The sequence below is a fragment of the Olsenella sp. Marseille-P4559 genome, assembly GCF_900605015.1.
GTDB lineage: Bacteria > Actinomycetota > Coriobacteriia > Coriobacteriales > Atopobiaceae > Tractidigestivibacter.
This window is the reverse complement of the sequence record NZ_LR027574.1, coordinates 854,148-875,044: the sequence shown is the minus strand read 5'-3', so window position 1 is coordinate 875,044 and position 20,897 is coordinate 854,148. Positions and strand designations below refer to the sequence as shown.

Sequence of the window (20,897 nt, the reverse complement as noted above, 5' to 3'; positions counted from 1 at the left end):
ATTGTGGTAAGGGAAGCAGCTAAAGATGACTTATATGAATTGCTGAACTTGTACCTCTATTTGCATGGGGACGGTATCCCAAGTAACTCACGGCATTTAGAAGCCACGTGGAACGCAATCGTCGAAGACGCAAACCATCACATCATAGTAAATGAGGTGGATGGCAAGATAGTCTCATCGTGCGTTTGCGTTATTGTGCCGAACCTGACCAGAGACGTCCGCCCATATGCGTTGATTGAGAACGTGGTCACAAACAAGGAGCATCGTGGAAAAGGATTTGCATCAGAGTGCCTTGATTATGCAAAGGACGTAGCAATACAAAACCGCTGCTATAAGATGATGCTGCTAACAGGGGCAAAGAGTGAAAGCACATTAGATTTTTACAGGAACGCTGGATACAACAGCGGAGATAAGACTGCATTTGCACAGTGGCTCGAGTAGGGCAAGGGGACTGTGGCGGAGAGCCTGGAACGGTTTTTATGCCGCCAGTCCCGCCCGCAGGATGAGCCTCTCGCCATAAGGTGCGGGAGAGTGGCCTTACGATGGCTTTGGGGGGCCTGCACGGTGCGGCAAGTCGTGGGAGAAGGCCATACCACCAGGGGCCAGACTACAAGGAAAGGGCGGCACGTGGCAAAGAACGCACTCAGTACGCGGCGTGTGGAGGGCATAGGCGAGGGGAGCCTCGCCGCTACCTTCGCACGGCTCCTACAGCTGACCTGCGAGGCCGTCGTGGTCTTCGATGGCGCCGGGAGGGTCCTTCTCGCCAACGACCAGGCATCCTCGCTGCTGTCACGCGCAGGGGGAGAAAGCCTTGTGGGCGCCGACGTGCGCACGCTCTTTCCGCCCGCGGGCCGCCATGATCCGGAGGCGCCGTTCTCGACGGATGCGCTGCCGTTCTCCGTTGACGGGGCATCCACCGTCGTGACCATGGCCTCCCTGGCGGGCGTGCCAATGCGCCTGAGGGTGCGTTGCGACCATGTGCAGGCCTCAGGGGAGACGTACCTCGTGGTGGCGCTTCCGGCCGAGAGCGGAAGCCTTGAGGAGCACCAGGGCGAGAGGGACCTCGAAGACCTGCGCCGCGCAAACAACCGGCTGGCAGGTGCTTTGCGCATTGTCCTCGACACGCTGGACTCGCGTGACGTCCAGACGCTCTTCTCTCGCGTGCTGGAAGAGATCACGCAGACCATGGAGGCCGAGGCGACCATCGTCTACCTCGCCGAGTCCGACGGCTTCCACCTGCGCGGCATCTCGAAGTCGCTTGAGGGCGCACGTGTCCCGCACTTCATGGCATACGGGAAGTCGGTCGAGACGCTCGCCACGCGCGCCGGGCACGCCCTGCGCCTGCGCGTGAAGCCGCCACAGCCGTCGGAGCTGCGCCAGGGGAAGATCCGCGTGAGCGAGGTCGTGGACGAGGAGACCCGGGAGATCTTGCGCATAAGCAAGAGCCTGCTGCCGCCCTTCGCAAGCTTCTTCGCCGTGCCGGTGTGGTTTGGCGGCCACGTGATTGCAATCATCGAGGTGGGGTGGTCGCGGCCGCATCCGCTGGACACCGATGGCGCGCGCCTTCTCGACTCTGTGGCGCACTACCTCTCCGTACAGCTTATGGGGGCCTTCTCGACCATGCGCCAGCAGCGGGCAGAGCGGCTGGCCCAGCGGGGCTCCGAGCTGCGCGAGGGGCTCCTGGACGCCTCTGAGGACGACGAGGACCTCCTGTCCCGCTCAGAGCAGGCCTTTGTGGAGGCGGCCGAGGAGCTTGATGCCGTCTGCGTGCGCCTGCAGGAGAACGTCCACCAGAGCGTCCTGGTGGCCGAGCTGCCCGTCGCGGGCCTGCGCTCCGTGCCCATAGACCTCACGGCTGCGGAGGAGGGCCACCTAGAGGACGGCGTGGCCGTGGTGCCGGTGCTATCTGGCACGGAGGTCTTCTCGGCCCTGCACGACCTGGGGGAGCCCTGCGTGGGTGCGCTGGTTGACGCGGGCAGGCTTGCGGGCGAGCGGCGCTGCTGCCTTGTGCTGCGTCCCGACGGTGCCGAGCCCCTCGACGCCGTTGAGCTGGCGTTTCTCGGAAGGCTTGCCCGTGACGTGCGCGACATCCTTCTGGGGGAGGAGAAGCGCGAGCAGGACAAGCGCATCTCCCAGGCGCTCCAGACCGGTATGCGTAACGCGCTGCAGCACGTGGACGGCCTTACGGCTCAGGGCATCTACTCCTCGGCCACCGAGTCTGCTTTCGTGGGGGGAGACTTCTACGACCTCATCCGTCTGCCGGGGCGGCGCGCCTGCGTGATCGTGGGTGACGTCTCGGGCAAGGGCGTAGAGTCCGCCTCGGTCTCTGCGGCCGTCAAGACGGCGCTTGGAGCGTATTCGTGGGAGGGCCTCGCGCCGGCGCGCATGGTACGCTCGCTCAACGAGTTCCTGCTCGGGTTCTCGCGCATCGAGACGTTCGCGACGCTCTTCGTGGGCATCGTGGACCTTGCTGCGGCGACGCTCACGTACTGCTCGGCGGGCCATCCGCCTGCGGTCCTCGTGCGTGCCTCCACGCGCCAGATAGACCTGCTCGACGTGCAGTCCGGCGTTGTGGGCGCCTTCCATGACATGGAGTACCGCGATGGCGTGGCGTCGCTTTGCGAGGGGGACATCCTCTTCCTCTACACCGATGGCACGACTGAGGCGCGCTCGCCCTCCGGCGCGTTCTTTGGCGACGAGGGGCTGCGCGACATGGTCTCCACCGAGACCTCTGGGGACTTCGACGGGCTTCTCGACCGCTGTCTGGCACGGCTGGACGACTTCACGGGACGCAACCTCAACGACGACGTCTCGATGATCGCGGTGCGCTTCGACGGGCTGGGGTAGGGGCGTCACCGTGCTGCCTGCGCTTCTCGGCATATCCATACGGCGTTGTGGGAAGCATTTGCGTATGGAGAGAATGTCGGACATAGCCGTGGTGAACGTCGCAGGAGACCTGGACGTGACGAGCGTGGGTGCGCTGAGAAGGAATGTCGACGCGCTCATCGCCGATGGCTGCCGCCGCATCATCCTCAACATGGATGACGTCTCCTATGCGGACTCTGCCGGATTGGGCCTCGTGCTCATGGAACTCAGGCGCATGAGGTCCCTAGGTGGGCTCCTCTCGCTCATCAACGTGCGTCCGCGGGTCTACATGTGCCTCGCGCTCATGCGCATCGTCGACTACATGCCGGTGTCTCGCGCGGGAAGCAGGCGCACGGTCTCGGAGCTTGACCCGTCGGTGCTTCCGCTGTGGCGCACGACCTTTCCCGTTGATGCCGTGCACCTGGCCGAGGCGCGCGATCGTGTGGGCGAGCTCATGCGTGGCATGCCCTTCTCCGATGATGACGTGTTTGACATGACCCTTGCCTGCGGCGAGGCCCTAGGCAACGCCGTGGACCACACGTGCGCCGTGGGCGTGCTGGCCACGGTCACCGCCTACGACGACAGGATCGAGGTCGACGTGACGGACTGCGGCGAGGGCTTCGAGCTTGGTGCTGACGAGGAGCCGTTGGCTACGGGACTGGGTGCCGAGCGAGGCAGGGGGATTCGTCTCATGCGCCTGCTTACCGATGCCGTGTCGATTAGGCGCAAGCCCTCGGGGAGAGGAACTGTGGTGCGTCTCGTGAAGCTCGTGCCCGTGCGCGAGGGGATGGGGGCCTCCGGGAGCGGTGCCTTGGCGTAGAGGCGCTTGCAGGGGGCGCTGTGGCGTCAACCCGGCCGCACACCCGTCACCAACAAAAGGGCACCCGCTCGCACGGGCGCCCGTTCTTCTCTGGAGGCGAAGCCCGGATTCGAACCGGGGATAAGGGCTTTGCAGGCCCGTGCCTTACCACTTGGCCACTTCGCCATATGAAAAAGGCCGATTCTCACCGGCCGGGAACGCATGGAGCGGGCTACGGGGTTCGAACCCGCGACCTCCACCTTGGCAAGGTGGCGCGCTACCAACTGCGCTAAGCCCGCGACGCAGGGGATAATATACGAGAACCCCCGCTCCGATGCAAGCGAGAATTTGAACTTTTTTAGACGAACTTGAGAATTGGCAGGTAGGGTCGCAGGTAGAAGCCAGGGGATTCCGAGAAGAAAGTCTGGATGCGGCCACGGGCGGTCGTGTCGTATGCTAGGAGGGCATGCGGGCGCCCCGGCACCCGCCTCGACAAGACCCTCAGCCCACCAAGGAGCCCGCCCGATGATCCTAAGCCTGCTCACGCTTCTTCTCGTAGTCCTCATCATCGAGGGCTTCGTCCGGGTGATCCGCTACTTCTCAGACTGGCTGCGTCAGGGCAGGAAGCTTGACGCCCCGGAGGTCTCCGAGGCCCGCGAGGCCGCGGAGGCTGCCGAGAAGGTCGCCGAATGCGACCTTAGGGGCATAGACGACAAGGACGTTCCCCAGCGCAGCGCTACCATCATGCGCACCGAGCACGATGCGACCGAGGCCTACCTCGACGAGATGCGCCTCGGCTTCTATCAGATCACCATAGTCTTCTTCCTCGGCTGCATCGCGGGCCTCTTCGTCGAGGAGGTCTGGATGTTCATCACCGCCGGTCTCACGCAGAGCCGCGTGGGCCTGGTATGGGGCCCCTTCTCGCCGCTCTATGGCTTTGGTGCCGCCTTTCTCACCATCATCTGCTTCGAGATGCGTCGCCACCACGCCAAGGGCTGGCAGATCTTTCTCATCTCCATGGCGGTCGGCGGCTTTCTGGAGCAGGTCACCGGCTGGTCCATGGCCACCCTCTTTCACGCCGAGTCATGGACCTACGAGTACCTGCCCGACCACATCACACAGTGGGTCGCCTGGCGCTTCCTGTTTTTCTGGGGTGTGCTGGGACTCACGTGGTGCCGTGTGGTCATGCCTCCGCTGCTGTACCGCATCGGCATGCCCACTTCGCGCCGGCAGCTAATCTTCGTGATTCTAGTGAGCGTCTATCTCGTGGCCGACATCTGGATGACGCTTGCGTGCTTCAACCGCAAGACCGCACGCGATGCCGGCGTGCCTCCCAGCAACGCGTTTGAGCAGTGGGTGGACGAGCATTACACGGACGAGTTCATAGCCAATCGCTTCCAGAACCTCGTCATTGGGGGCGACGAGCAGTGACGGCCGCCACCATGGCACCCCAGCGCGCCGCAGGCCGCGAGGTCTACCTCGACTATGCGGCGGCAACGCCCCTCGACCCCAGGGTCCTCTCGGCCATGGAGCCCTATCTCACGCGCTGCTTCGAGAACCCCTCCGCGCCGTACGCCCGCGCCCGCGCGGCCCGCGACGCCCTGGAGCGCGCGCGTGCGGACATCGCGCACCTCATAGGCGCCAAGCCTGACGGCATCACCTTCACCGCCGGAGCAACCGAGGCCAACAACCTCGCCTTTGCCGCTACGGACGGTGGCGTGGTGACCGATGCGGCCGAGCACGACTCCGTCCTTGCCTGCGCGGAGGCACGCGATGCCGTGGTGGTTGGCGTAGGTGCCGACGGGCGGGTGGACCCCGAGGAGGCCTGCGCCGCGATTGGCCCTGCCACGCAGCTTGTCTCGGTGGAGCTCGCAAACGGCGAGGTGGGTGCCGTGCAGCCCGTGCGCGAGATTGCGCGCGGCGTTGCGGCGGTGCGTGAGCGTCGCCTTGCCGAGGGAAGCCGCGTGCCGCTCTGGCTGCACACGGACGCCTCCCAGGCCGCGGGCGCGCTCTCCTGCAACGTGACCTCGCTCGGTGCCGATATGGTCACGCTGTCCGCCGCCAAGGTCTACGGTCCCAAGCAGGTGGGGGCTCTTTGGGTAGGCGAGGGCGTGCGCCTGCGCCCCCTGATCCTTGGCGGTGGGCAGGAAGGCGGCGCGCGCTCGGGCACCGAGAGCGTGGCGGGGGCGGTGGGCTTCGCCGCCGCGCTCGCCCTCGCGCAGGGGGGCCGCTCCGAGGAGTGTCGCCGCGAGGAGGCGCTGCGCTCGCGGCTTGAGGGTGCCCTTGCAGCGGAGTTTCCAGGCATGGTGGTCTCGGGGCCGAGAAAAGCCAGGCATCGCCTCCCGGGCCTTCTCCACGTGAGCTTTCCCGGCCTCGAGGCGCGCCGCCTCGTGGTGCTCCTCGAGCGGCGCGGGGTCTCGGTGGGCACGGGCAGCGCCTGTGCGGCCAGCCGCATGCGCGAGAGCCACGTCCTCAAGGCCATGGGGCTTTCCCCGGAGGTCTCGGCGGGCAGCCTGCGCATCACGGTGGGGCGCCCTACCAGCACAGATGACATCGACTACGCTGCCGAGCAGATCGTGGCCGCCGTGCGCACCGAGATGCGGCGCACGGGCGTCACCGACGAGGACATGCTCGCCCTCGCGGGAGGGCTTGCCGTGGGGAGGTGTCGCTAATGGGCGAGAAGGTCTTTCTCGGCCTCTCCGGAGGTGTGGACTCGGCGCTTTCTGCAGCGCTTCTCGTCGAGCAGGGCTACGACGTGACGGCGGTCTACATGCGCAGTTGGTCGCGCGACCTGCCGGGGTATCGCTGCCCCTGGGCAGACGACCTTGCTGACGCCGAGCGCGTGGCCGTGACCTTGGGCATTGGCCTTGAGGTCTGGGACTGCGAGGAGGAGTACCGGCGGACCGTTGTCGACTACCTCGTCGACGCCTACGCCCGCGGCCTCACGCCCAATCCCGATGTGATGTGCAACCAGACGGTCAAGTTTGGCACCTTTGCCGAGCGCGCCTTTGCCCGCGGCGCCGACCTTATCGCCACGGGGCACTACGCCCGCGTGAGGCGCGATTCCGAGGCGGGGGCCACCCAGCTTCTGCGGGCCGCAGACGAGCACAAGGACCAAACCTACTTCCTTTGGCGCGTGGGTGAGACGGCCTTCTCGCACACGCTCTTTCCCGTGGGCGACCTGCGCGACAAGGCCGAGGTGCGCCGCATGTGCGCCGAGAGGGGACTGGGAGTGGAGTCCAAGCCGGACTCTGACGGCATCTGCTTTGTGGGTCCGGTGGGCATGAGGACCTTCCTGCTGGACACGCTTGAGCGCCGCTCCGGTGACATTGTGGAATGGGAGACGGGCCGCGTCCTTGGCCACCACGATGGCGCCTTTCTGTTCACGGTTGGCCAGCGACGCGGGCTTGATCTGGGCGGGGGGCCTGCGCGCTACGTTGTCTCGACAGACACCGAGAGAAATGTGGTCTACGTGACCGCCGACCCAGCGTGCCCGGGCCTGTGGTGCATGCAGCTCGACCTCTCCGACGTGCATTGGATTGCCGGTAGGCCACCTGCGGACGGCGAGTATCTCGTGCGGACGAGGCATACGGGCGAGCTTCGGGCCGCCCGCGTGGAGGCGCTCGACAAAGGCCGTGCTCGCGTGAGCTTCGCTGGGCCCGTGCGCACGGTGGCGCCGGGACAATCCGCCGTTATCTATGGGGGTCTCGTCTGTCTGGGGGGCGGCATCGTGGAACCAGACACGGTGGCCTATAATCCTTGAGTTAGCTCGTGTGACGTGACTGGTTGACACCCCCGGCGCTGGCCTGGGGCGAGGTGGGTCGGAGGTGCTTGTGGCAGAGGACGCCGAGGATAAGGCCCCCGTGGAGGGGCACTCCCGGCAGCGTGATGTCGGGGGAGCACCTGCGACGGCTGCCACCTCGGCCTCGGGTGCCCCAGCGCCGCAGAAGCGCCCCAAGGCCCCAAAGCCGCAGGTCGTTGGTGCCAAGGTGAGCGCTCCCAAGCCCAAGCATGCTGCCGGGGCCACCCCCAAGGCGGCTGCCGCGGGCGCGGGTGCCAAGGTCAAGTACCGCGTTGACGCCGTGAAGGCCGTCTCGACCCAAGACCGTGAGGCTGACAAGCAGAGCATGGGCCAGGTGCGTAAGAGCCTGGCCTTTCTCGGCGGTGTCACGCTTGCCTACCTGGCCTATCTCATCTTCTCCGGCCAGATGGACGTGTTTCTCGGCAGCCTTTCGCAGGTTGACAATACCTGGATTCTGCGTGGTGCCCTCTGCTACCTGGTCTACTACGTCATTGGCGTCTCGGCGTACGTGCTCTCGGTGATCACAGACCCCAACTCTCCCGTAGGCGTGCGCGACCTCATGAGCGTCGAGGCCGCTGGCATATTCTTCATGAACCTCACACCCAACGGCATGGGTGCCGCACCTGCGCAGATCTATCGCCTCACGCGTTCGGGCCTCTCCGTGGGCGGTGCCGGCGCGCTCCACTCCACGCGTTTCATCATGTACGAGGCAGGCGAGGGCATCTTTGCGGCCATCATGCTCGTCTTCCGGCTTGACTACTTCCTGGACTCTTTTGGCGACTTCATCATCGTTGGCATCCTGCTCTTTGCCTTCAAGATCTTGGAGTGTGTGGTGCTCTTCGCTATCTGCGCGTATCCCAAGTTCTTCTCGAGCATTGGCAACTGGGTGCTGCGCTTTGCCAGCAAGCACGGCTGGGTGAAGGATTACGACCACTGGTACCAGGTCGTAAACAACCAGATCATGGAGTTCTCCGATGGCTTCAGGTCCGCCGCCAAGAACAGGCGGGACCTCATTGGCGTGCTGGTGCTCACCCTGTTGCAGCTGGGTTGCCTCTATGCGCTTCCGTGGTTCGTGCTCAACGCCTTTGGCAAGGAGGCCGACCTCATTACCTGCCTGGCCTCTGGCTCGATGCTCGAGCTGCTCACCTCGGCCATCCCGCTGCCCGGTGGCACCGGTGGAGCCGAGGGCGGCTTTGCGCTGCTCTTTGGCAGGATGTTTGGGGCGCAGGCGTCAGCGGGCTTCGTGCTCTGGCGCGCCATCGAATACTTCCTGCCTACGCTGTGCGCAGCGCCGCTTCTGGGCCTGCGTTCGACGAGCGGCGAGAGCATCAACCACCGCTTCAAGCGCTATGGTGCGCGCTTGAGGGGGCGCTTTGGTGGTCGTGGCGGACGTGGCGGCAAGGGTTCCGGCGGGATAAAGGTCACGCTCAAGTAGGGTGCCAGCCGTCTGCCAGCGACGAAGGGCCGCACGCGCCGCGTGCCGTCTACCACGAGACCTTGGCGATGTTCCCCTCGATGTGCTTGCAGCTGGTCTGCCAACGTTCCTGCTCGCGTGGCGTCATGGTGGGAATGATGACCTGCTCGACGCCCTGTGCGCCAATCACGCAGGGCAGCGACGCGTAGTGCCCCGAGACACCATAAACCCCTTCGACCAGGGTCGAGACGGGGGTCACGAGCTTGGCGTCGCCCACGATGGCCGCGATGATGGCCACGGTCCCGTTGGCGATGGAGTACTCGGTGCAGGCCTTGCCCACCATGGTCGTGTATCCACCGCGTACGGCCTGCTCCTCGAGCGCGTCTCGGTCGAGCGTGATGCCCGTTTGGGCTTCGAGCTCCTCGGGCGCGAGGCACCCAAAGGCGACGTGCGACCAGAGGGCGAACTCGGAAAAGCCATGCTCGCCGAGCATCCATGCGTTGATCGAGGCCTGGTTGAGACCGGTTGCGCCGGCGAGCGCGTGCTTGAGGCGGGCGGAGTCGAGTGTGGTGCCCGAGCCCATCACGCGGCGGGGGTCGCAGTCGGCAAGGTCACGGATCTCGGTGGCGATAACGTCGTTGGGGTTTGCGACACTCACCCAGATGCCCGTGAAACCGGCGTCCTCGACGCGGCGCACGAACGTCTTGGGCTCCTCGACCGTGGGGACAAGCTCGCCGTCGCGGTCGATGCGGGCGGCGTCCACATGGCCCGCTGCGTTGACGATAACGTCGCAGCCGGCCAGCTCCTCGTAGGTGGCATCGCACTCGATCACGCGCGCGGGGCGAGGGTAGAAGCTCATGGCGTCAAGAAGGTCGTTTGCCTGCGCGCGACAGAGCCTCTCGTTCGTGTCAGAGAGGCGTATCTCGTTCGCGAGTCCCTGGGCAAGCAGTGCGTTTGCGACGTGTGCGCCCACGTGGCTGCAGCCGATGATGCCGATGGTAGTGTTGGTTGCCATGCTCTGCGCTCCTTGGGTATGGGGCTGTTCTCGGATATTGTCTCACTTGAGGCTTGTGCCGTCTTGGCCGGTTGGTCACGGTTGCCACGACACGCCCGGTGGGCCGAGGAGAGCCTGCTGCGTAGCTGCGCCCCAAAGGAGGGCTGGCAACGCGGCGTTGCGGATGTAGGCGGGGGCTTGGCCCTTTTGGCACGAATTTACGGTTGGTGGCAGTTCCGGGCAAATCCTTGATATGTTTTAAAAGAGGTCGCAAATCTGTGACCTGCGGATCAACAAACATCAAACTAATTACTACTCGAGGGGTCCCCGAAAAACTGCCACCAAACGTCAAAACGTGCCATTGGGGCTCTTGCTGCTTCTATATCGAACGCACAAATGCGACCAAGTGGTCGTGAGCTCGGATATGCGAATTGTCGTACACATGTTCTCATGTGCTGAGCAGGGGAGTAGAATGGGTTATCACAGTTGCCGAGTCGTATGGGGAGGTGTGGCTTGGACGAGGACGGTATGAGTCACCTGGAGGATTTCGCACGGTCGCGTGCGGAGGAGATCCTTGAGCAAATCCTCTCATCGAGGGCTGCCCGCATGCTCGTGACCGAAAGCCAGCACACTTATTCTGACCAGCCAATCCTTCAGACCGGTGCAGACTTCGCGCGTGAGCGCGCGAAGAGTCGGCAGGAGGGACGACCCGCCGCGCGCACGGCTCGCGGGCAGCGTGCTGAGCGACGTCACCAGGTAGACTACGCAGCGGCATCGCGGCCGGCTCAGCCTACGCCTTTCGATGAGGTCATTCCCTCCTGGCTGTCCTTCTCCCTTGAAACGTCGAGATATTCCCAAAGGAGCGTGGAGCCCGCGGATTCAGAGCTTCCTCCCACCCTGCGCGAGCTGCGCCGGCTGGAGGGCGAGGGCCTTCGGTCGGGTGAGCTCTTCTGTCGGCAGGCGCGCCTCGCTGCCATGTTCGAGGACAGCCTCCCCTTCGAGGGCTTTCATCCCTACCGTTACCTTCCAACCTACAAGAGCCTAGGCAACTTGGAGCTGCGCGGCTACTTCACCTGGCGCACCGCGTGGCGACGGGGCACCGCCGCCGATGCGCCGGCAACCTACGCCACAATCCTCGCCTTCGAGCTCATAAACGGCGTGGGCGCCGCCCCGGGGGCCGAGGCTCTCGCCCGCCTCCACCAGCTTGAGCAGCGCTGCGCCGATGAGGACGCACGTGGCAGGGGTCCCAGCGTGACCATGGACATCAGGCGTTGGGAGCGCGACTACGCCATCTGCGTGGGGCTCGATGTGCGTCAGACGGTCCCGGAGGCGGACCGCTCGTTTGGCTCGGGGGTCGAGACGCTGCGTGCCATGGAGCACGCGGAGCTTCTTGCCAAGGGGCTCATTGAGAGCCAGTCGGGGGAGAAGGCGTCGGCCCCTACAGACGACGAGGTCATGGTGGCGATGGGCAATGTCTCCACCATTGATGTGTCGCGATCTCCCTTCGTCCGCGCGCACCAGGAGTCGTTCGCTGCGGTCGCGGCGGCCGTGGCGCGTCGGATGGCCGTGCACTGCAATCGTCGCAGGAAGGCGGGGTGGGTCGACGGCCTGGTTGGCTACCGTACGTCGTGGCCATTCACGCCGCTTGCCGGCGTCCCGCTCGAGCGCGGTTGGGAGGGTCCAGACCGAACCGTTCGCGTTTGTCCTGGTCAAACGGTGAGCTATCGCTTTGGCCGCTGGACGGAGCGACTTGCCTACTCAACCACCGAGCGCAGTCGGGACCTGGCGCGCCTCCTCCGGGCCATCGACCGTCAGATGCGCATCGACTGGGGCTTCGGTCATCCGCTCAAAGACCAAAGGCTGCCCCGCTATCTCGACAAGATGGTTGTCGAGGAGAGCCGGGCGCAGCATGAGCGCGAGAAAGAGGCCGAGAGACGCCGCTTTAGGGTTGACCTCTCCAAGCTGGGCGGCATTCGCAGTGCGGCGGCAGTCACGCGTGAGGCGCTTTTGGTGGACGAGGAACGCGAGGACCACGCGCCTGGCGATGCCGTTGCAGAGCCTGCGTCCGCACCGCTGCCGCCAGCGGGTACGGCCGCCCAACCGCCGGCGGCAGAACCCGCACCCGAGCAGAGCGCATCTGCACCGCTGCCAGACAATGGTCTCACCACCCAAGAGCAAGACATCCTCGGTGCGCTTCTCGCCCATAAGAGCGTACCTGTTGCTATGGGCACCTCCGTCGACATGCTCGTCGACTCCATCAACGAGAAGCTCTTCGACCTTATGGGAGACACGGTGTTGGAGTTTGGAGAAGACGGCCCGGCCATCGTTGAGGATTACGAGCAGGACCTGAGAGGATACCTTCAATCATGACGCAAACAATCTCTGGGCAGGCACCGCGCGTGCCAAGGCGCATCGCGCAAGTGATCGTCAATTCCCTCAAGGGCGGTGTTGTCCCGCGCGTGGGCTTGCCCTACATCACCGTGGGACGTGACCGAGAGGTGGCCGCGCTTCTCCATGACCTTGACCTCGTGGCCGATGGTGGCGCCAGCTTTCGCTTTCTGGTGGGCCGCTATGGCAGCGGTAAGAGCTTTCTGCTCCAGACCATCCGCAACCACGCCATGGGCCGGGGCTATGTGGTGGCGGACGCGGACCTCTCGCCCGAGCGTCGCCTCCAGGGCACAGGCGGGCAGGGCCTTGCCACCTACCGCGAACTCATTCGCAACCTCAGCACCAAGACCAGGCCGGAGGGAGGTGCCCTCAACCTGGTGCTCGACCGCTGGGTCTCGAACGTGCAGACGCAGGTGACGCTCGAAGACGGGCTTGACCCCGAGGACCCGGCCTTCGTTGGTGCCATGGAGCGACGCATCATGGATACCATGGCATCGGTCCAGGAGCTGGTCCACGGGTACGACTTCGCGCGTCTTCTCACCATGTACTGGCACGCCTACCTCGAGGGAGACGACGAGGCCAAGGCCAACGTCACCAAGTGGTTCCGTGGCGAGTACCGCAACAAGACCGAGGCCAGGCAGGAGCTGGGTGTGTGCATCGTGATTGGCGATGACGACTGGTACGACTACCTCAAGATCCTCGCGACGTTCCTCGTGGGCGCCGGCTACAAGGGACTGGTCATCCTCCTCGACGAGATGGTGAACCTCTACAAGATCCCCAACGCGGTGAGCAGGCAGTACAACTACGAGAAGGTGCTCACCATGTACAATGACACGCTTCAGGGCAAGGCGCGCCACCTCGGTATCATCATGAGCGGAACGCCGCAGGCGGTAGAGGACAGGCGCCGTGGCCTCTATTCCTACGAGGCCCTGAGAAGCCGCCTCGCGCAGGGGCGCTTCTCGCAGGACGGCCTGGTCGACATGCTGGCGCCGGTCATCAGGCTTGAGCCGCTCACGCACGAGGAGCTGCTGGTACTGGTCGAGAAGCTCGCGGACATCCATGCGGGGCTCTTTGGCTACATGCGCACGATCACACAGGGCGAGCTCGTGCGCTTCCTCGAGACGGAGTATGGTCGCGTTGGGGCGGACACCCACCTTACTCCGCGCGAGGTCATTCGAGACTTTGTCGAGATGCTCGACATCCTGTCCCAGAACCCTGGAATCACAGTCGAGCAACTGCTGGGCAGCGGGCAGTTCAGCGCTCCCGTGAAGGCACCGGCCGAGCAGGATGCGGCTGCACCTACCAGTGCGTCTTCGGCCGGGCAGGACGAGTTCGCCGAGTTCGATATCTAGGCAGCCATGGACGCATTCGACCGCTATGCCCCGTTCATTCAGGACTTTATCTACGAGCACGACTGGCGTGCCCTGAGGGCCGTGCAGGTTGCTGCTGCCGACGCCATCTTCAACACTGACGAGAATGTCCTGCTCACGGCCTCGACTGCCTCGGGCAAGACCGAGGCGGCGTTCTTTCCCATCCTCACGGAGCTCTGGGAAGACCCCCCTGCGTCCGTGGGCTGCATCTACATTGGTCCGCTCAAGGCACTGATCAACGACCAGTTCTTACGGCTGGAAGACCTCTGCGCCGAAGGCGACATACCGGTATGGCACTGGCATGGGGACGTGTCGCAGTCTCACAAGGCCAAAATGCTCAAGCGCCCCTCGGGAGTCCTGCAAATCACGCCCGAGTCGCTCGAGGCCATGCTCCTGCACCGCCATAACGCCATCCCGCGCATCTTTGGTGATCTGCGCTTTGTTGTGATTGACGAGGTGCACTCGCTGCTGCGAGGCGATCGCGGTGGCCAGACGCTCTGCTGCCTCGAGCGGCTCTCTCGTCTGGCAGGCGTAACGCCGCGTCGCATTGGTCTCTCGGCCACCATCGGCGACCCTGCCGCTACCGGCGCCTACCTTTCCGCGGGGACGGGGCGTGGCTGTGTTATCCCCAGGCTGGAGGCTCCTCGGGAGCGCTGGCGCCTCTCGATGGAGCACTTCTACGTGACGGGGCCGCAGGCACCGGAGCGTGGTGAGGACGGGCTTGGCCACGGCGGCAGCGTTGGCCCCGCTACGGCGGAGGCTGCGTACGAGACGCCTCAGCCGGTCGCAGCCGAGGAGCGCGTGCCCAGCCCAGACGAGCGCGTGGAGGACGCCTCTCCAGATGTCTCGGACGTCTCGCCGCAGACGGAGCAGCCCGAGCCCGAGGCGCCCACAGACAGGGCGCCGGCCTTTGCGGACCCAGGCCTTGCCTACGTCTTCGAGCACACGCGCGGCCACAAGTGCCTGGCCTTTGCCAACTCGCGCGAGGAGTGCGAGGCCGTTACCACGACGCTTCGCCAGTATTGCGAGGCCATGGGCGAGCCCGACCGCTTCCTCATCCACCACGGCAACCTCTCGGCAAGCTTCAGACAAACGGCCGAGGAGCTCATGCGCGACGAGGACGCAAGCCTCACCACGGTGGCCACATCCACGCTTGAGCTGGGAATCGATATCGGGCGCCTCGAGCGCGCGTTCCAGATAGACGCACCCTTCACGGTGAGCTCGTTTCTCCAGCGCATGGGCCGCACCGGACGTCGCGGGCAGCCTTGCGAGATGTGGTTCGTCATGCGTGAGGACGAGCCCGAGGCTCGGGCGCTGCTGCCCGAGACCGTGCCTTGGAAGCTCCTACAGGGCATTGCCCTCGTACAGCTCTACGTCGAGGAGCGATGGGTCGAGCCGCCGCGGCTGGATGGCCTGCCCTACAGCCTCCTCTATCACCAGACTATGGCGACGCTTGCCTCGACGGGCGAGCTTTCGCCCGCAGACCTGGCGCGTCGCGTGCTTACGCTCTCGCCCTTCCACCGTGTGACGGCAGATGATTACCGCACGCTCCTGCGCCATCTTGCGGACACGGACCAGATCGAGCGTACCGAGACGGGCGGGCTCATCGTGGGGCTCGCTGGCGAGCGCGTGACGAACGACTTCCGTTTCTACGCCACCTTTGCCGATGACGAGGAATACACCGTGCGCTCCGAGTCCCAGGAGCTGGGAACCATCGTCCAACCGCCGCCGATGGGGGAGCGCATTGCCATCGCGGGTGCCGTCTGGGTGATCGAAGAGATTGACTACAAACGCCACCTCATCGAATGCACACAGGTGAAAGGTAAGGTTCCGGCGTATTTCGGGATGTGCGCCGGAGACGTGAATACCCACGTGCTGGAGCGGATGAGAGATGTTCTCCGCGAGACGCGCGGATACCCCTACCTGCGTCCCAATGCGCGTGCTCGGCTTGCCCAGGCACGCCACGTTGCCATGCTCGCCCATCTAGGCTCCGAGCCCCTGGTGTGTCTGGGCGGCACGTCGTGGTGCCTTCTGCCCTGGCTTGGAAGCTATGCCTTTCTCGCCCTCGAGCGCTTTCTCAAGATCCGCTGCGGCGAGAAGCTCGGCCTCAAGGGCCTCGACTCCTCCCGACCCTACTTCATGCAGTTCACCATGGGTGTGGACGCTCAGGGCTTCTACCGTGTGGTCAAAGAGGAGGCTGCCCGCCCGCTTGACCCCATGGAGCTGGTCTACCCCGGTGAGGTTCCACGCTTTGACAAGTATGATGACTTTGTGCCCGACGAACTGGTGCGCAGGGGCTTCGCGTACGGCGTGCTCGATGTCAGGGGCATGCTTGCGCGCGTGCTCTCGTGGCCCGACGCGCCGGGGTGCGACATGCCAGCGCTCTCTGGCACAAATCTGTCAGCAACCTGACGGGAACAAGTGTTCTCTCCTGTGGTACAATCGCCTTGCGAGGCGCGGAGGTGTCCCGGAGGCCCCCACTGGCACGTGACACCGTTTCTTCCCCTCGCAAGCAACGCTCGAGCGTAGCCGGCGACGGCCGGCTCCCTGTCGGTTGTTCGAGGTGTGGGGGCAATCAGATGTCTGGATACCAGGAGAGTTTGGTAAGGGTCAGCTGCATGGCAGAGGCGGCTGGCATACGCAAGGCTTTCGATGAGTGGGAGAACCCCTTCTTTTGTATGCATGGGGTGGAGCGTGCGGTAAGGGATGTGGGCTTGGACTGCCCATCCAAGGTGGGGGACATGCTCAGGCTGCCCCGCATCCCCATACATAAGGAGGACCTGTTTGCGGTGCTGTGCGGGGACCGCCACCCCTATCAGTGCTGCAGCGGGAGATGGTACTACATCGACGGCATTGCCGATGCCGTGCATGAGGACTACAAGTCGTTCCTCCAACCCGTGGACGATGAGGAGGTGCGGTCTGCCTGGAATGACGACACCCTTCTCGCCCAGCGTTCGTATGCAAACTGGAAGGACTACCTTGCAAACGCAGGGGAGACCTGGATCAGGGGAGAGGTTGACCCACGGTCACGCTTCATCGAGGTCGTCTATGGCATCAACGTCAAGCCACCTGCCCGGAAGGGGGTGGACCCAGACCCCATTTATGCGATTGCCGGCATGCTTCGAGAGCGTGGGATAACGGGCGGCATCGTCAATGGCAAAGCACCCATGGAGGACATCTTCTAGATGCGTCGCGGTCGTTGCGATGCCATGGACCCGGATGCGGCTTCCCCACATCGGTAGGGATTTCTATGCGCGTCCTGTCCCCAACTATGGAGAGGGCCAGGACAGAGGTGGCCGCACCTCCAACGCTGGTCACGATGCAACGGATGAGCATGGCAAGAAAGAGCACCCTGAGAATTGAATAGGGGATGAAGGTGCGGCGGTTGAGCGCTGCGCGGTCCTTGAGTCGCCCCTGGCACACCTTATCTCGACGCAGGCATGAGCCATCGTCTGCGTTGTAGCCCATGTGGCGTGGAGAAGCACTTCTCCACGGGCGTGTCGGAAAAATGTTGTGAATCGTGAGTAGGGGGTGCACTCGTTGGGTACTATCGGGATGCATTATGTCGCGAACCGAGTTCGCCACGTTTCACAAGGTGGTAGCAACCATGGAAGACAATGTCTCTGAGCCTGTCGTCGTTCCGGCGACCGCAAAGAAGGAAGCCCCAATCATCCAAGCCAGGCTTCGGCACAAGATTCTCAAGATGCCGGAGGAGTCCTGGAAGGCAAGCGGCATCAGAATCTTTGGACGAAAGATTCGCTCACTCGTCTATACCACAGACCTCGCAATCATCAAGAACTGTGATGCCGATGCTGTCTTTGCCGTCTACCCCTTTACTCCTCAGCAGTCCATTTCTGAGGCCATCATCGACGCTGCGAGCATTCCGGTGTTCTGTGGCATCGGCGGTGGCACCACGCGCGGGGTGCGTACGGTGACCCTTGCGCATGATGTGGAGTGCCAAGGTGCCATGGGGGTGGTGCTCAACTCGCCCATCTCGAACGTCAACCTTCGGGCGGTCTCACTTGCCATCGACATTCCCACGGTAATCACCGTCGTAAGCGCAGATGCCGATGTCGCTGCGCGCATCGACGCTGGTGCAGCCATCATCAACGTCGCCGGAGGCAAGGAGACCGCAAACATCGTGAGCAAGATTCGCGAGAAGTTTCCCGACGTGCCCATTATCGCGTCGAGTGGCGGCACGGAGGAGTCAACACGTCTCACGATTGAGGCCGGCGCCAACGCCGTCACCTACACTCCGCCCGCGCCTGCAATTCTCTTCAAGCAGATGATGGCTCAGTACCGCAGCTCTACCACCCCACCCGAGCAGCCGCAACACACTGCCCTCGAGGTCCTTCAGGCGGCAGGGCTTTGGCACGACCAGCACGACCGACGGCAATAGGGCATCGGCGTACGTCTCAGTCCGGTCCTTTGACCGGCAATTGAGAGGGTCGGTGGCACAAGACCGACCCTTTCAGCTTCCGCACAACGTCGTGGGTGCGGGATGGCATGTACTCCGGTTGGGGTCAGGGCCTCCCTGTGCGAGGGAAGACTTCTCGGCAAGGCGGCGCTTGGACGTCGCGGAATCGGACGAGGGGAGTCTCGCATGTACGAGGAGACATCGACCAAATCCCAGCAGGCTCAGGCTTCACCCCTACCGGATGCTGGCAACGCATCACCATGTGTCGCTCGCTGGTGGAGGCGTCCTGTCGAGAAGGCATCCCGCTCATCGAAGGCAATCTGCATGCTTACGGCAGCATTCGCCCTCACGACTGCCCTGGGGGCATTGCCTCCGAAGGCCTTTGCGGAGGGGTTCGACTACGCGAGCACCTCTCAAGGCGAGGAGCAGCAAGGGCGCTCAGTTGATGAAGCGGATGGCAGTGACGCTGCAGCGCGCGAAGGCACTTCTGATCGTGGCTCGGCGTGGGTCTCGACAACCGTTCCTGGGCCCTCGGAGCCTCGCATGCAGCCTGTGACGGATTCGTCTGCGTCCCTCTCGCTTGCAGCGGCCTATGTCTCCTCTGAGGAGCAAGATGACCCAGCGGATGGCTCTGAGGACGATGAGGACGTCACAGGCGATGACGCGGTGCGAGAACTTGGCGACGATGTGCTCACGTCTACCGATGCCGGCGCTGTTGTGCAGGTGGGTGCCGGTGAGCATGTTTCAGCGGCGCGGTTGACGCTGATATCAATTGCACCAGAGGAATCAAGTGCGCTCTCCGTTGCCAACGGAGGCACTGCGGAGGTGGAGGCTGCTTCGACGTTCTCCGCGCGCGGCGAGAGGTCGGTTGCCGTCTCATGCGCTAACAAGGGGTCAACAGTACGCTTGAGCAACACGTCCGTTTACGCTTCGGGCGAGAGGTGCGCCGCCCTCGCTGCAGCCGATGGGGCAGACGTTTCGATGGAACGGGGGAGCCTCGAGGCTACGTCAGGCACCGTGGTGCGCGCGGAGGGGTCTGGTAGCAGCGTTTCTATTGCTGATGCCCAGATTCTTTCGACAGGAGCCCTTGCAGAGCTCTGCGGCAACGTTGTCCTTGAGCTTGATGGTGTCTCTTCAACGAGTTCGCATACCGCTGCGATTTATGTGGCGGCAGGCGTTCCCACCGTGCGTCTTGCAAACGGCTCCGTGGTGCGAGGGGCCGTTGTCGTCGCTGATGGCGCCGACATCGACATCCAGACCGACGCGACCTCGCGCATCGACGGACGCATCGTGTACCTCTCCTCCGCAAGCGTCGCATAGGCCCCCCGGCGCTATACTTGCAACCCGAACATGGTCGTGGAAGGCGGTGCGCAGGACGTCCCGTTCGTGGCCGCGACCAGATGCGCCTTGAGCGGCGCGGAAGGAGCACTACATGGCACAGCGGGTTCAGGGGACTGAGGACCTCTTCGGCGGCTACATGCGCGCATGGCAGCGCATGCAGGACGTAGCGCGCGGCCTCTTTGGCGCGTACGGCTTTGATATGGTCGAGACTCCGGCGATCGAGCAGGTCGACACCTTTGTGCATGGCATCGGAGAATCGACGGATGTCGTGCGCAAGGAGATGTTCCGTGTGGTCTCTGGTGCCCTCTTCGAGAGTCTCCTCGAGCAGGGTTCTGAGGTTGGTCTCAAGCCCAAGCAGCGTCTGGCTATGCGCCCGGAGGGCACGGCTGGCGTGGTCCGTGCCGCCGTCGAGAACAACATGGTGCCGCAGGGAGCCGCCCCCGCAAAGCTTTGGTATGCCGGGGCAATGTTTCGTGGCGAGCGTCCCCAGAAGGGGCGTCTACGCCAGTTTCACCAGGTGGGCGTCGAGTGGCTTGGCGCAGCGAATCCAGCGGCGGATGCCGAGTGCATCATCATGCTCATGGAGTACTACAAACGCCTGGGCTTTGACCCTTCCCGCCTGAGGCTCTCCATCAACTCAATGGGCGATGCTGCTTGTCGTCCCGCCTATCGCGAGAGGGTTCGCCAGTTCATTCTCGACCATGCTGACGAGATGTGCGAAGACTGCCTCGAGCGTGCCGAGATCAACCCGCTGCGCAGCTTCGACTGCAAGAACGACCATTGCCGCGAGGTCATGCGTGATGCCCCGCTTGCCAAGGATAACCTCTGCGACGAGTGCGCCGAACACTATGCGCAGGTCAAACGTTATCTCGATGAGGCCGGCATTGCCTACGTAGAGGATCCTACGCTCGTGCGCGGTCTCGACTACTACACGCGCACGGTCTTTGAGGTGGAGGCCGTGGACGGTGGCGTTGGTGCCATCGGTGGTGGCGGCCGCTATGACGGCCTTATGGAGCTCGAGGGTGGGAAGCCCACGCCGGGCATTGGCTTTGCGGTGGGCTTCGAGCGCATCGCCCTTGCGCTTGTCGCGCAGGGGGGTTCGCTCGAGACACCCCAGCCCTGGTGTGTCTACGTGGCCGGGACCTCTGAGGCTGAGCGCGAGGCGGTCTTCTCGGCAACGCTTGCGCTGCGTCAGGCGGGTGTGCGCACCGAGGCCGACTACCAGGGGCGTTCGCTTAAGAGTCAGTTCAAGCAGGCCGACAAGCTTGGTGCCCGCGTCTGCGCAGTCATCGGTCCCGACGAGGTGGCGGCAAACGCTGTCACTCTGCGCGACATGGAGACCCACGAGCAGACCCAGGTTCCCGCCGAGGACCTGGTTGCGATCGTGTCGCGAAAGTTGGTGTAAGCCCAAAAACGGGTCGTTGATGGGCATCTGAACAAAGGTGTGGTCACCGTCCTAGAATTCGTACTGCCTAAGGTAACGGATTCGAGGAAAGGACGATGGCCA

At 64.0% G+C, this 20,897-nt stretch carries 15 protein-coding genes and 2 tRNA genes; 14 read left to right on the top strand and 3 right to left on the bottom strand.

Going from position 1 to position 20,897, the window contains the following annotated elements; all coding sequences use genetic code 11:
- The first annotated feature begins 3 nt into the window (after window positions 1-3).
- From E0E00_RS10165 to E0E00_RS10155, 3 genes are all read left to right on the top strand, one after another.
- The gene (locus E0E00_RS10165; RefSeq protein ID WP_130812391.1) at window positions 4-441 is read left to right on the top strand and encodes a GNAT family N-acetyltransferase; all 438 of its coding nucleotides are present in this window, start codon (window positions 4-6) and stop codon (window positions 439-441) included.
- 186 nt (window positions 442-627) lie between these two features.
- Entirely contained in the window at window positions 628-2,847 is a 2,220-nt protein-coding gene (locus tag E0E00_RS10160) for a GAF domain-containing SpoIIE family protein phosphatase (RefSeq protein ID WP_207302717.1), read from the top strand.
- A 64-nt stretch (window positions 2,848-2,911) separates the two neighbouring features.
- The gene (locus E0E00_RS10155; RefSeq protein WP_130812390.1) at window positions 2,912-3,685 is read left to right on the top strand and encodes an anti-sigma factor antagonist; all 774 of its coding nucleotides are present in this window, start codon (window positions 2,912-2,914) and stop codon (window positions 3,683-3,685) included.
- A gap of 91 nt (window positions 3,686-3,776) precedes the next feature.
- Here the strand turns inward: E0E00_RS10155 and E0E00_RS10150 are convergent.
- Together E0E00_RS10150 and E0E00_RS10145 are read right to left on the bottom strand one after the other, a co-directional pair.
- A tRNA-Cys gene (locus tag E0E00_RS10150) sits at window positions 3,777-3,850 on the bottom strand.
- A 37-nt stretch (window positions 3,851-3,887) separates the two neighbouring features.
- Window positions 3,888-3,963, bottom strand: a tRNA-Gly gene (locus tag E0E00_RS10145).
- 226 nt (window positions 3,964-4,189) lie between these two features.
- On the opposite strand from E0E00_RS10145, the gene E0E00_RS10140 reads away from it, so the two are divergent.
- The 4 genes from E0E00_RS10140 (at window position 4,190) to E0E00_RS10125 (ending at window position 8,901) form a co-directional block, all read left to right on the top strand.
- Complete coding sequence (locus E0E00_RS10140; protein WP_130812389.1) at window positions 4,190-5,095, top strand: putative ABC transporter permease; 906 nt, start codon at window positions 4,190-4,192, stop codon at window positions 5,093-5,095.
- 11 nt (window positions 5,096-5,106) lie between these two features.
- A complete protein-coding gene (locus tag E0E00_RS10135) occupies window positions 5,107-6,336 on the top strand; it encodes a cysteine desulfurase family protein (RefSeq protein ID WP_130812388.1) in 1,230 nt (409 codons plus the stop codon).
- Window positions 6,336-7,427 (top strand): tRNA 2-thiouridine(34) synthase MnmA, encoded by a 1,092-nt coding sequence (mnmA, locus tag E0E00_RS10130; protein WP_130812387.1) that lies wholly within the window; start codon window positions 6,336-6,338, stop codon window positions 7,425-7,427. The genes E0E00_RS10135 and mnmA overlap by 1 nt, the downstream gene beginning before the upstream one ends.
- A gap of 70 nt (window positions 7,428-7,497) precedes the next feature.
- The gene (locus tag E0E00_RS10125; RefSeq protein ID WP_242622233.1) at window positions 7,498-8,901 is read left to right on the top strand and encodes a lysylphosphatidylglycerol synthase transmembrane domain-containing protein; all 1,404 of its coding nucleotides are present in this window, start codon (window positions 7,498-7,500) and stop codon (window positions 8,899-8,901) included.
- Between the two features lie 49 nt (window positions 8,902-8,950).
- Here the strand turns inward: E0E00_RS10125 and E0E00_RS10120 are convergent, their stop codons facing one another.
- Window positions 8,951-9,895, bottom strand: coding sequence for an L-lactate dehydrogenase (locus E0E00_RS10120; protein ID WP_130812386.1), 945 nt, complete (start codon window positions 9,893-9,895; stop codon window positions 8,951-8,953).
- A gap of 492 nt (window positions 9,896-10,387) precedes the next feature.
- Here E0E00_RS10120 and E0E00_RS10115 point away from each other — a divergent pair, with 492 nt between their 5' ends.
- The 7 genes from E0E00_RS10115 (at window position 10,388) to hisS (ending at window position 20,795) form a co-directional block, all read left to right on the top strand.
- On the top strand, window positions 10,388-12,244 hold the full coding sequence (locus E0E00_RS10115; protein WP_165443660.1) for a TerB N-terminal domain-containing protein: 1,857 nt from the start codon (window positions 10,388-10,390) through the stop codon (window positions 12,242-12,244).
- Window positions 12,241-13,614, top strand: a complete 1,374-nt coding sequence (locus E0E00_RS10110) for an ATP-binding protein (protein ID WP_130812384.1) — start codon at window positions 12,241-12,243, stop codon at window positions 13,612-13,614. Before E0E00_RS10115 ends, E0E00_RS10110 begins: the two co-directional genes overlap by 4 nt.
- A gap of 6 nt (window positions 13,615-13,620) precedes the next feature.
- A complete protein-coding gene (locus tag E0E00_RS10105) occupies window positions 13,621-16,044 on the top strand; it encodes a DEAD/DEAH box helicase (RefSeq protein WP_130812383.1) in 2,424 nt (807 codons plus the stop codon).
- Between the two features lie 206 nt (window positions 16,045-16,250).
- On the top strand, window positions 16,251-16,817 hold the full coding sequence (locus tag E0E00_RS10100; RefSeq protein ID WP_130812382.1) for a hypothetical protein: 567 nt from the start codon (window positions 16,251-16,253) through the stop codon (window positions 16,815-16,817).
- Window positions 16,818-17,194: 377 nt separating this feature from the next.
- Entirely contained in the window at window positions 17,195-18,031 is an 837-nt protein-coding gene (locus E0E00_RS10095) for a hypothetical protein (RefSeq protein WP_207302716.1), read from the top strand.
- Between the two features lie 342 nt (window positions 18,032-18,373).
- On the top strand, window positions 18,374-19,369 hold the full coding sequence (locus E0E00_RS10090) for a hypothetical protein (protein ID WP_130812381.1): 996 nt from the start codon (window positions 18,374-18,376) through the stop codon (window positions 19,367-19,369).
- A 112-nt stretch (window positions 19,370-19,481) separates the two neighbouring features.
- Window positions 19,482-20,795, top strand: a complete 1,314-nt coding sequence (gene hisS, locus E0E00_RS10085; protein ID WP_130812380.1) for a histidine--tRNA ligase — start codon at window positions 19,482-19,484, stop codon at window positions 20,793-20,795.
- The last annotated feature ends 102 nt before the right edge of the window (window positions 20,796-20,897 follow it).

Bases quoted from the DNA above. Each gene is read 5' to 3' on its own strand.
- mnmA (WP_130812387.1), top strand. From the start codon at position 6,336: ATGGGCGAGAAGGTCTTTCTCGGCCTCTCCGGAGGTGTGGACTCGGCG.
- E0E00_RS10110 (WP_130812384.1), top strand. From the start codon at position 12,241: ATGACGCAAACAATCTCTGGGCAGGCACCGCGCGTGCCAAGGCGCATC.
- E0E00_RS10095 (WP_207302716.1), top strand. From the start codon at position 17,195: ATGTCGCGAACCGAGTTCGCCACGTTTCACAAGGTGGTAGCAACCATG.
- E0E00_RS10135 (WP_130812388.1), top strand. From the start codon at position 5,107: ATGGCACCCCAGCGCGCCGCAGGCCGCGAGGTCTACCTCGACTATGCG.
- E0E00_RS10105 (WP_130812383.1), top strand. From the start codon at position 13,621: ATGGACGCATTCGACCGCTATGCCCCGTTCATTCAGGACTTTATCTAC.
- E0E00_RS10100 (WP_130812382.1), top strand. From the start codon at position 16,251: ATGGCAGAGGCGGCTGGCATACGCAAGGCTTTCGATGAGTGGGAGAAC.
- E0E00_RS10090 (WP_130812381.1), top strand. From the start codon at position 18,374: ATGCTTACGGCAGCATTCGCCCTCACGACTGCCCTGGGGGCATTGCCT.
- hisS (WP_130812380.1), top strand. From the start codon at position 19,482: ATGGCACAGCGGGTTCAGGGGACTGAGGACCTCTTCGGCGGCTACATG.
- E0E00_RS10120 (WP_130812386.1), bottom strand. From the start codon at position 9,895: ATGGCAACCAACACTACCATCGGCATCATCGGCTGCAGCCACGTGGGC.
- E0E00_RS10155 (WP_130812390.1), top strand. From the start codon at position 2,912: ATGGAGAGAATGTCGGACATAGCCGTGGTGAACGTCGCAGGAGACCTG.
- E0E00_RS10140 (WP_130812389.1), top strand. From the start codon at position 4,190: ATGATCCTAAGCCTGCTCACGCTTCTTCTCGTAGTCCTCATCATCGAG.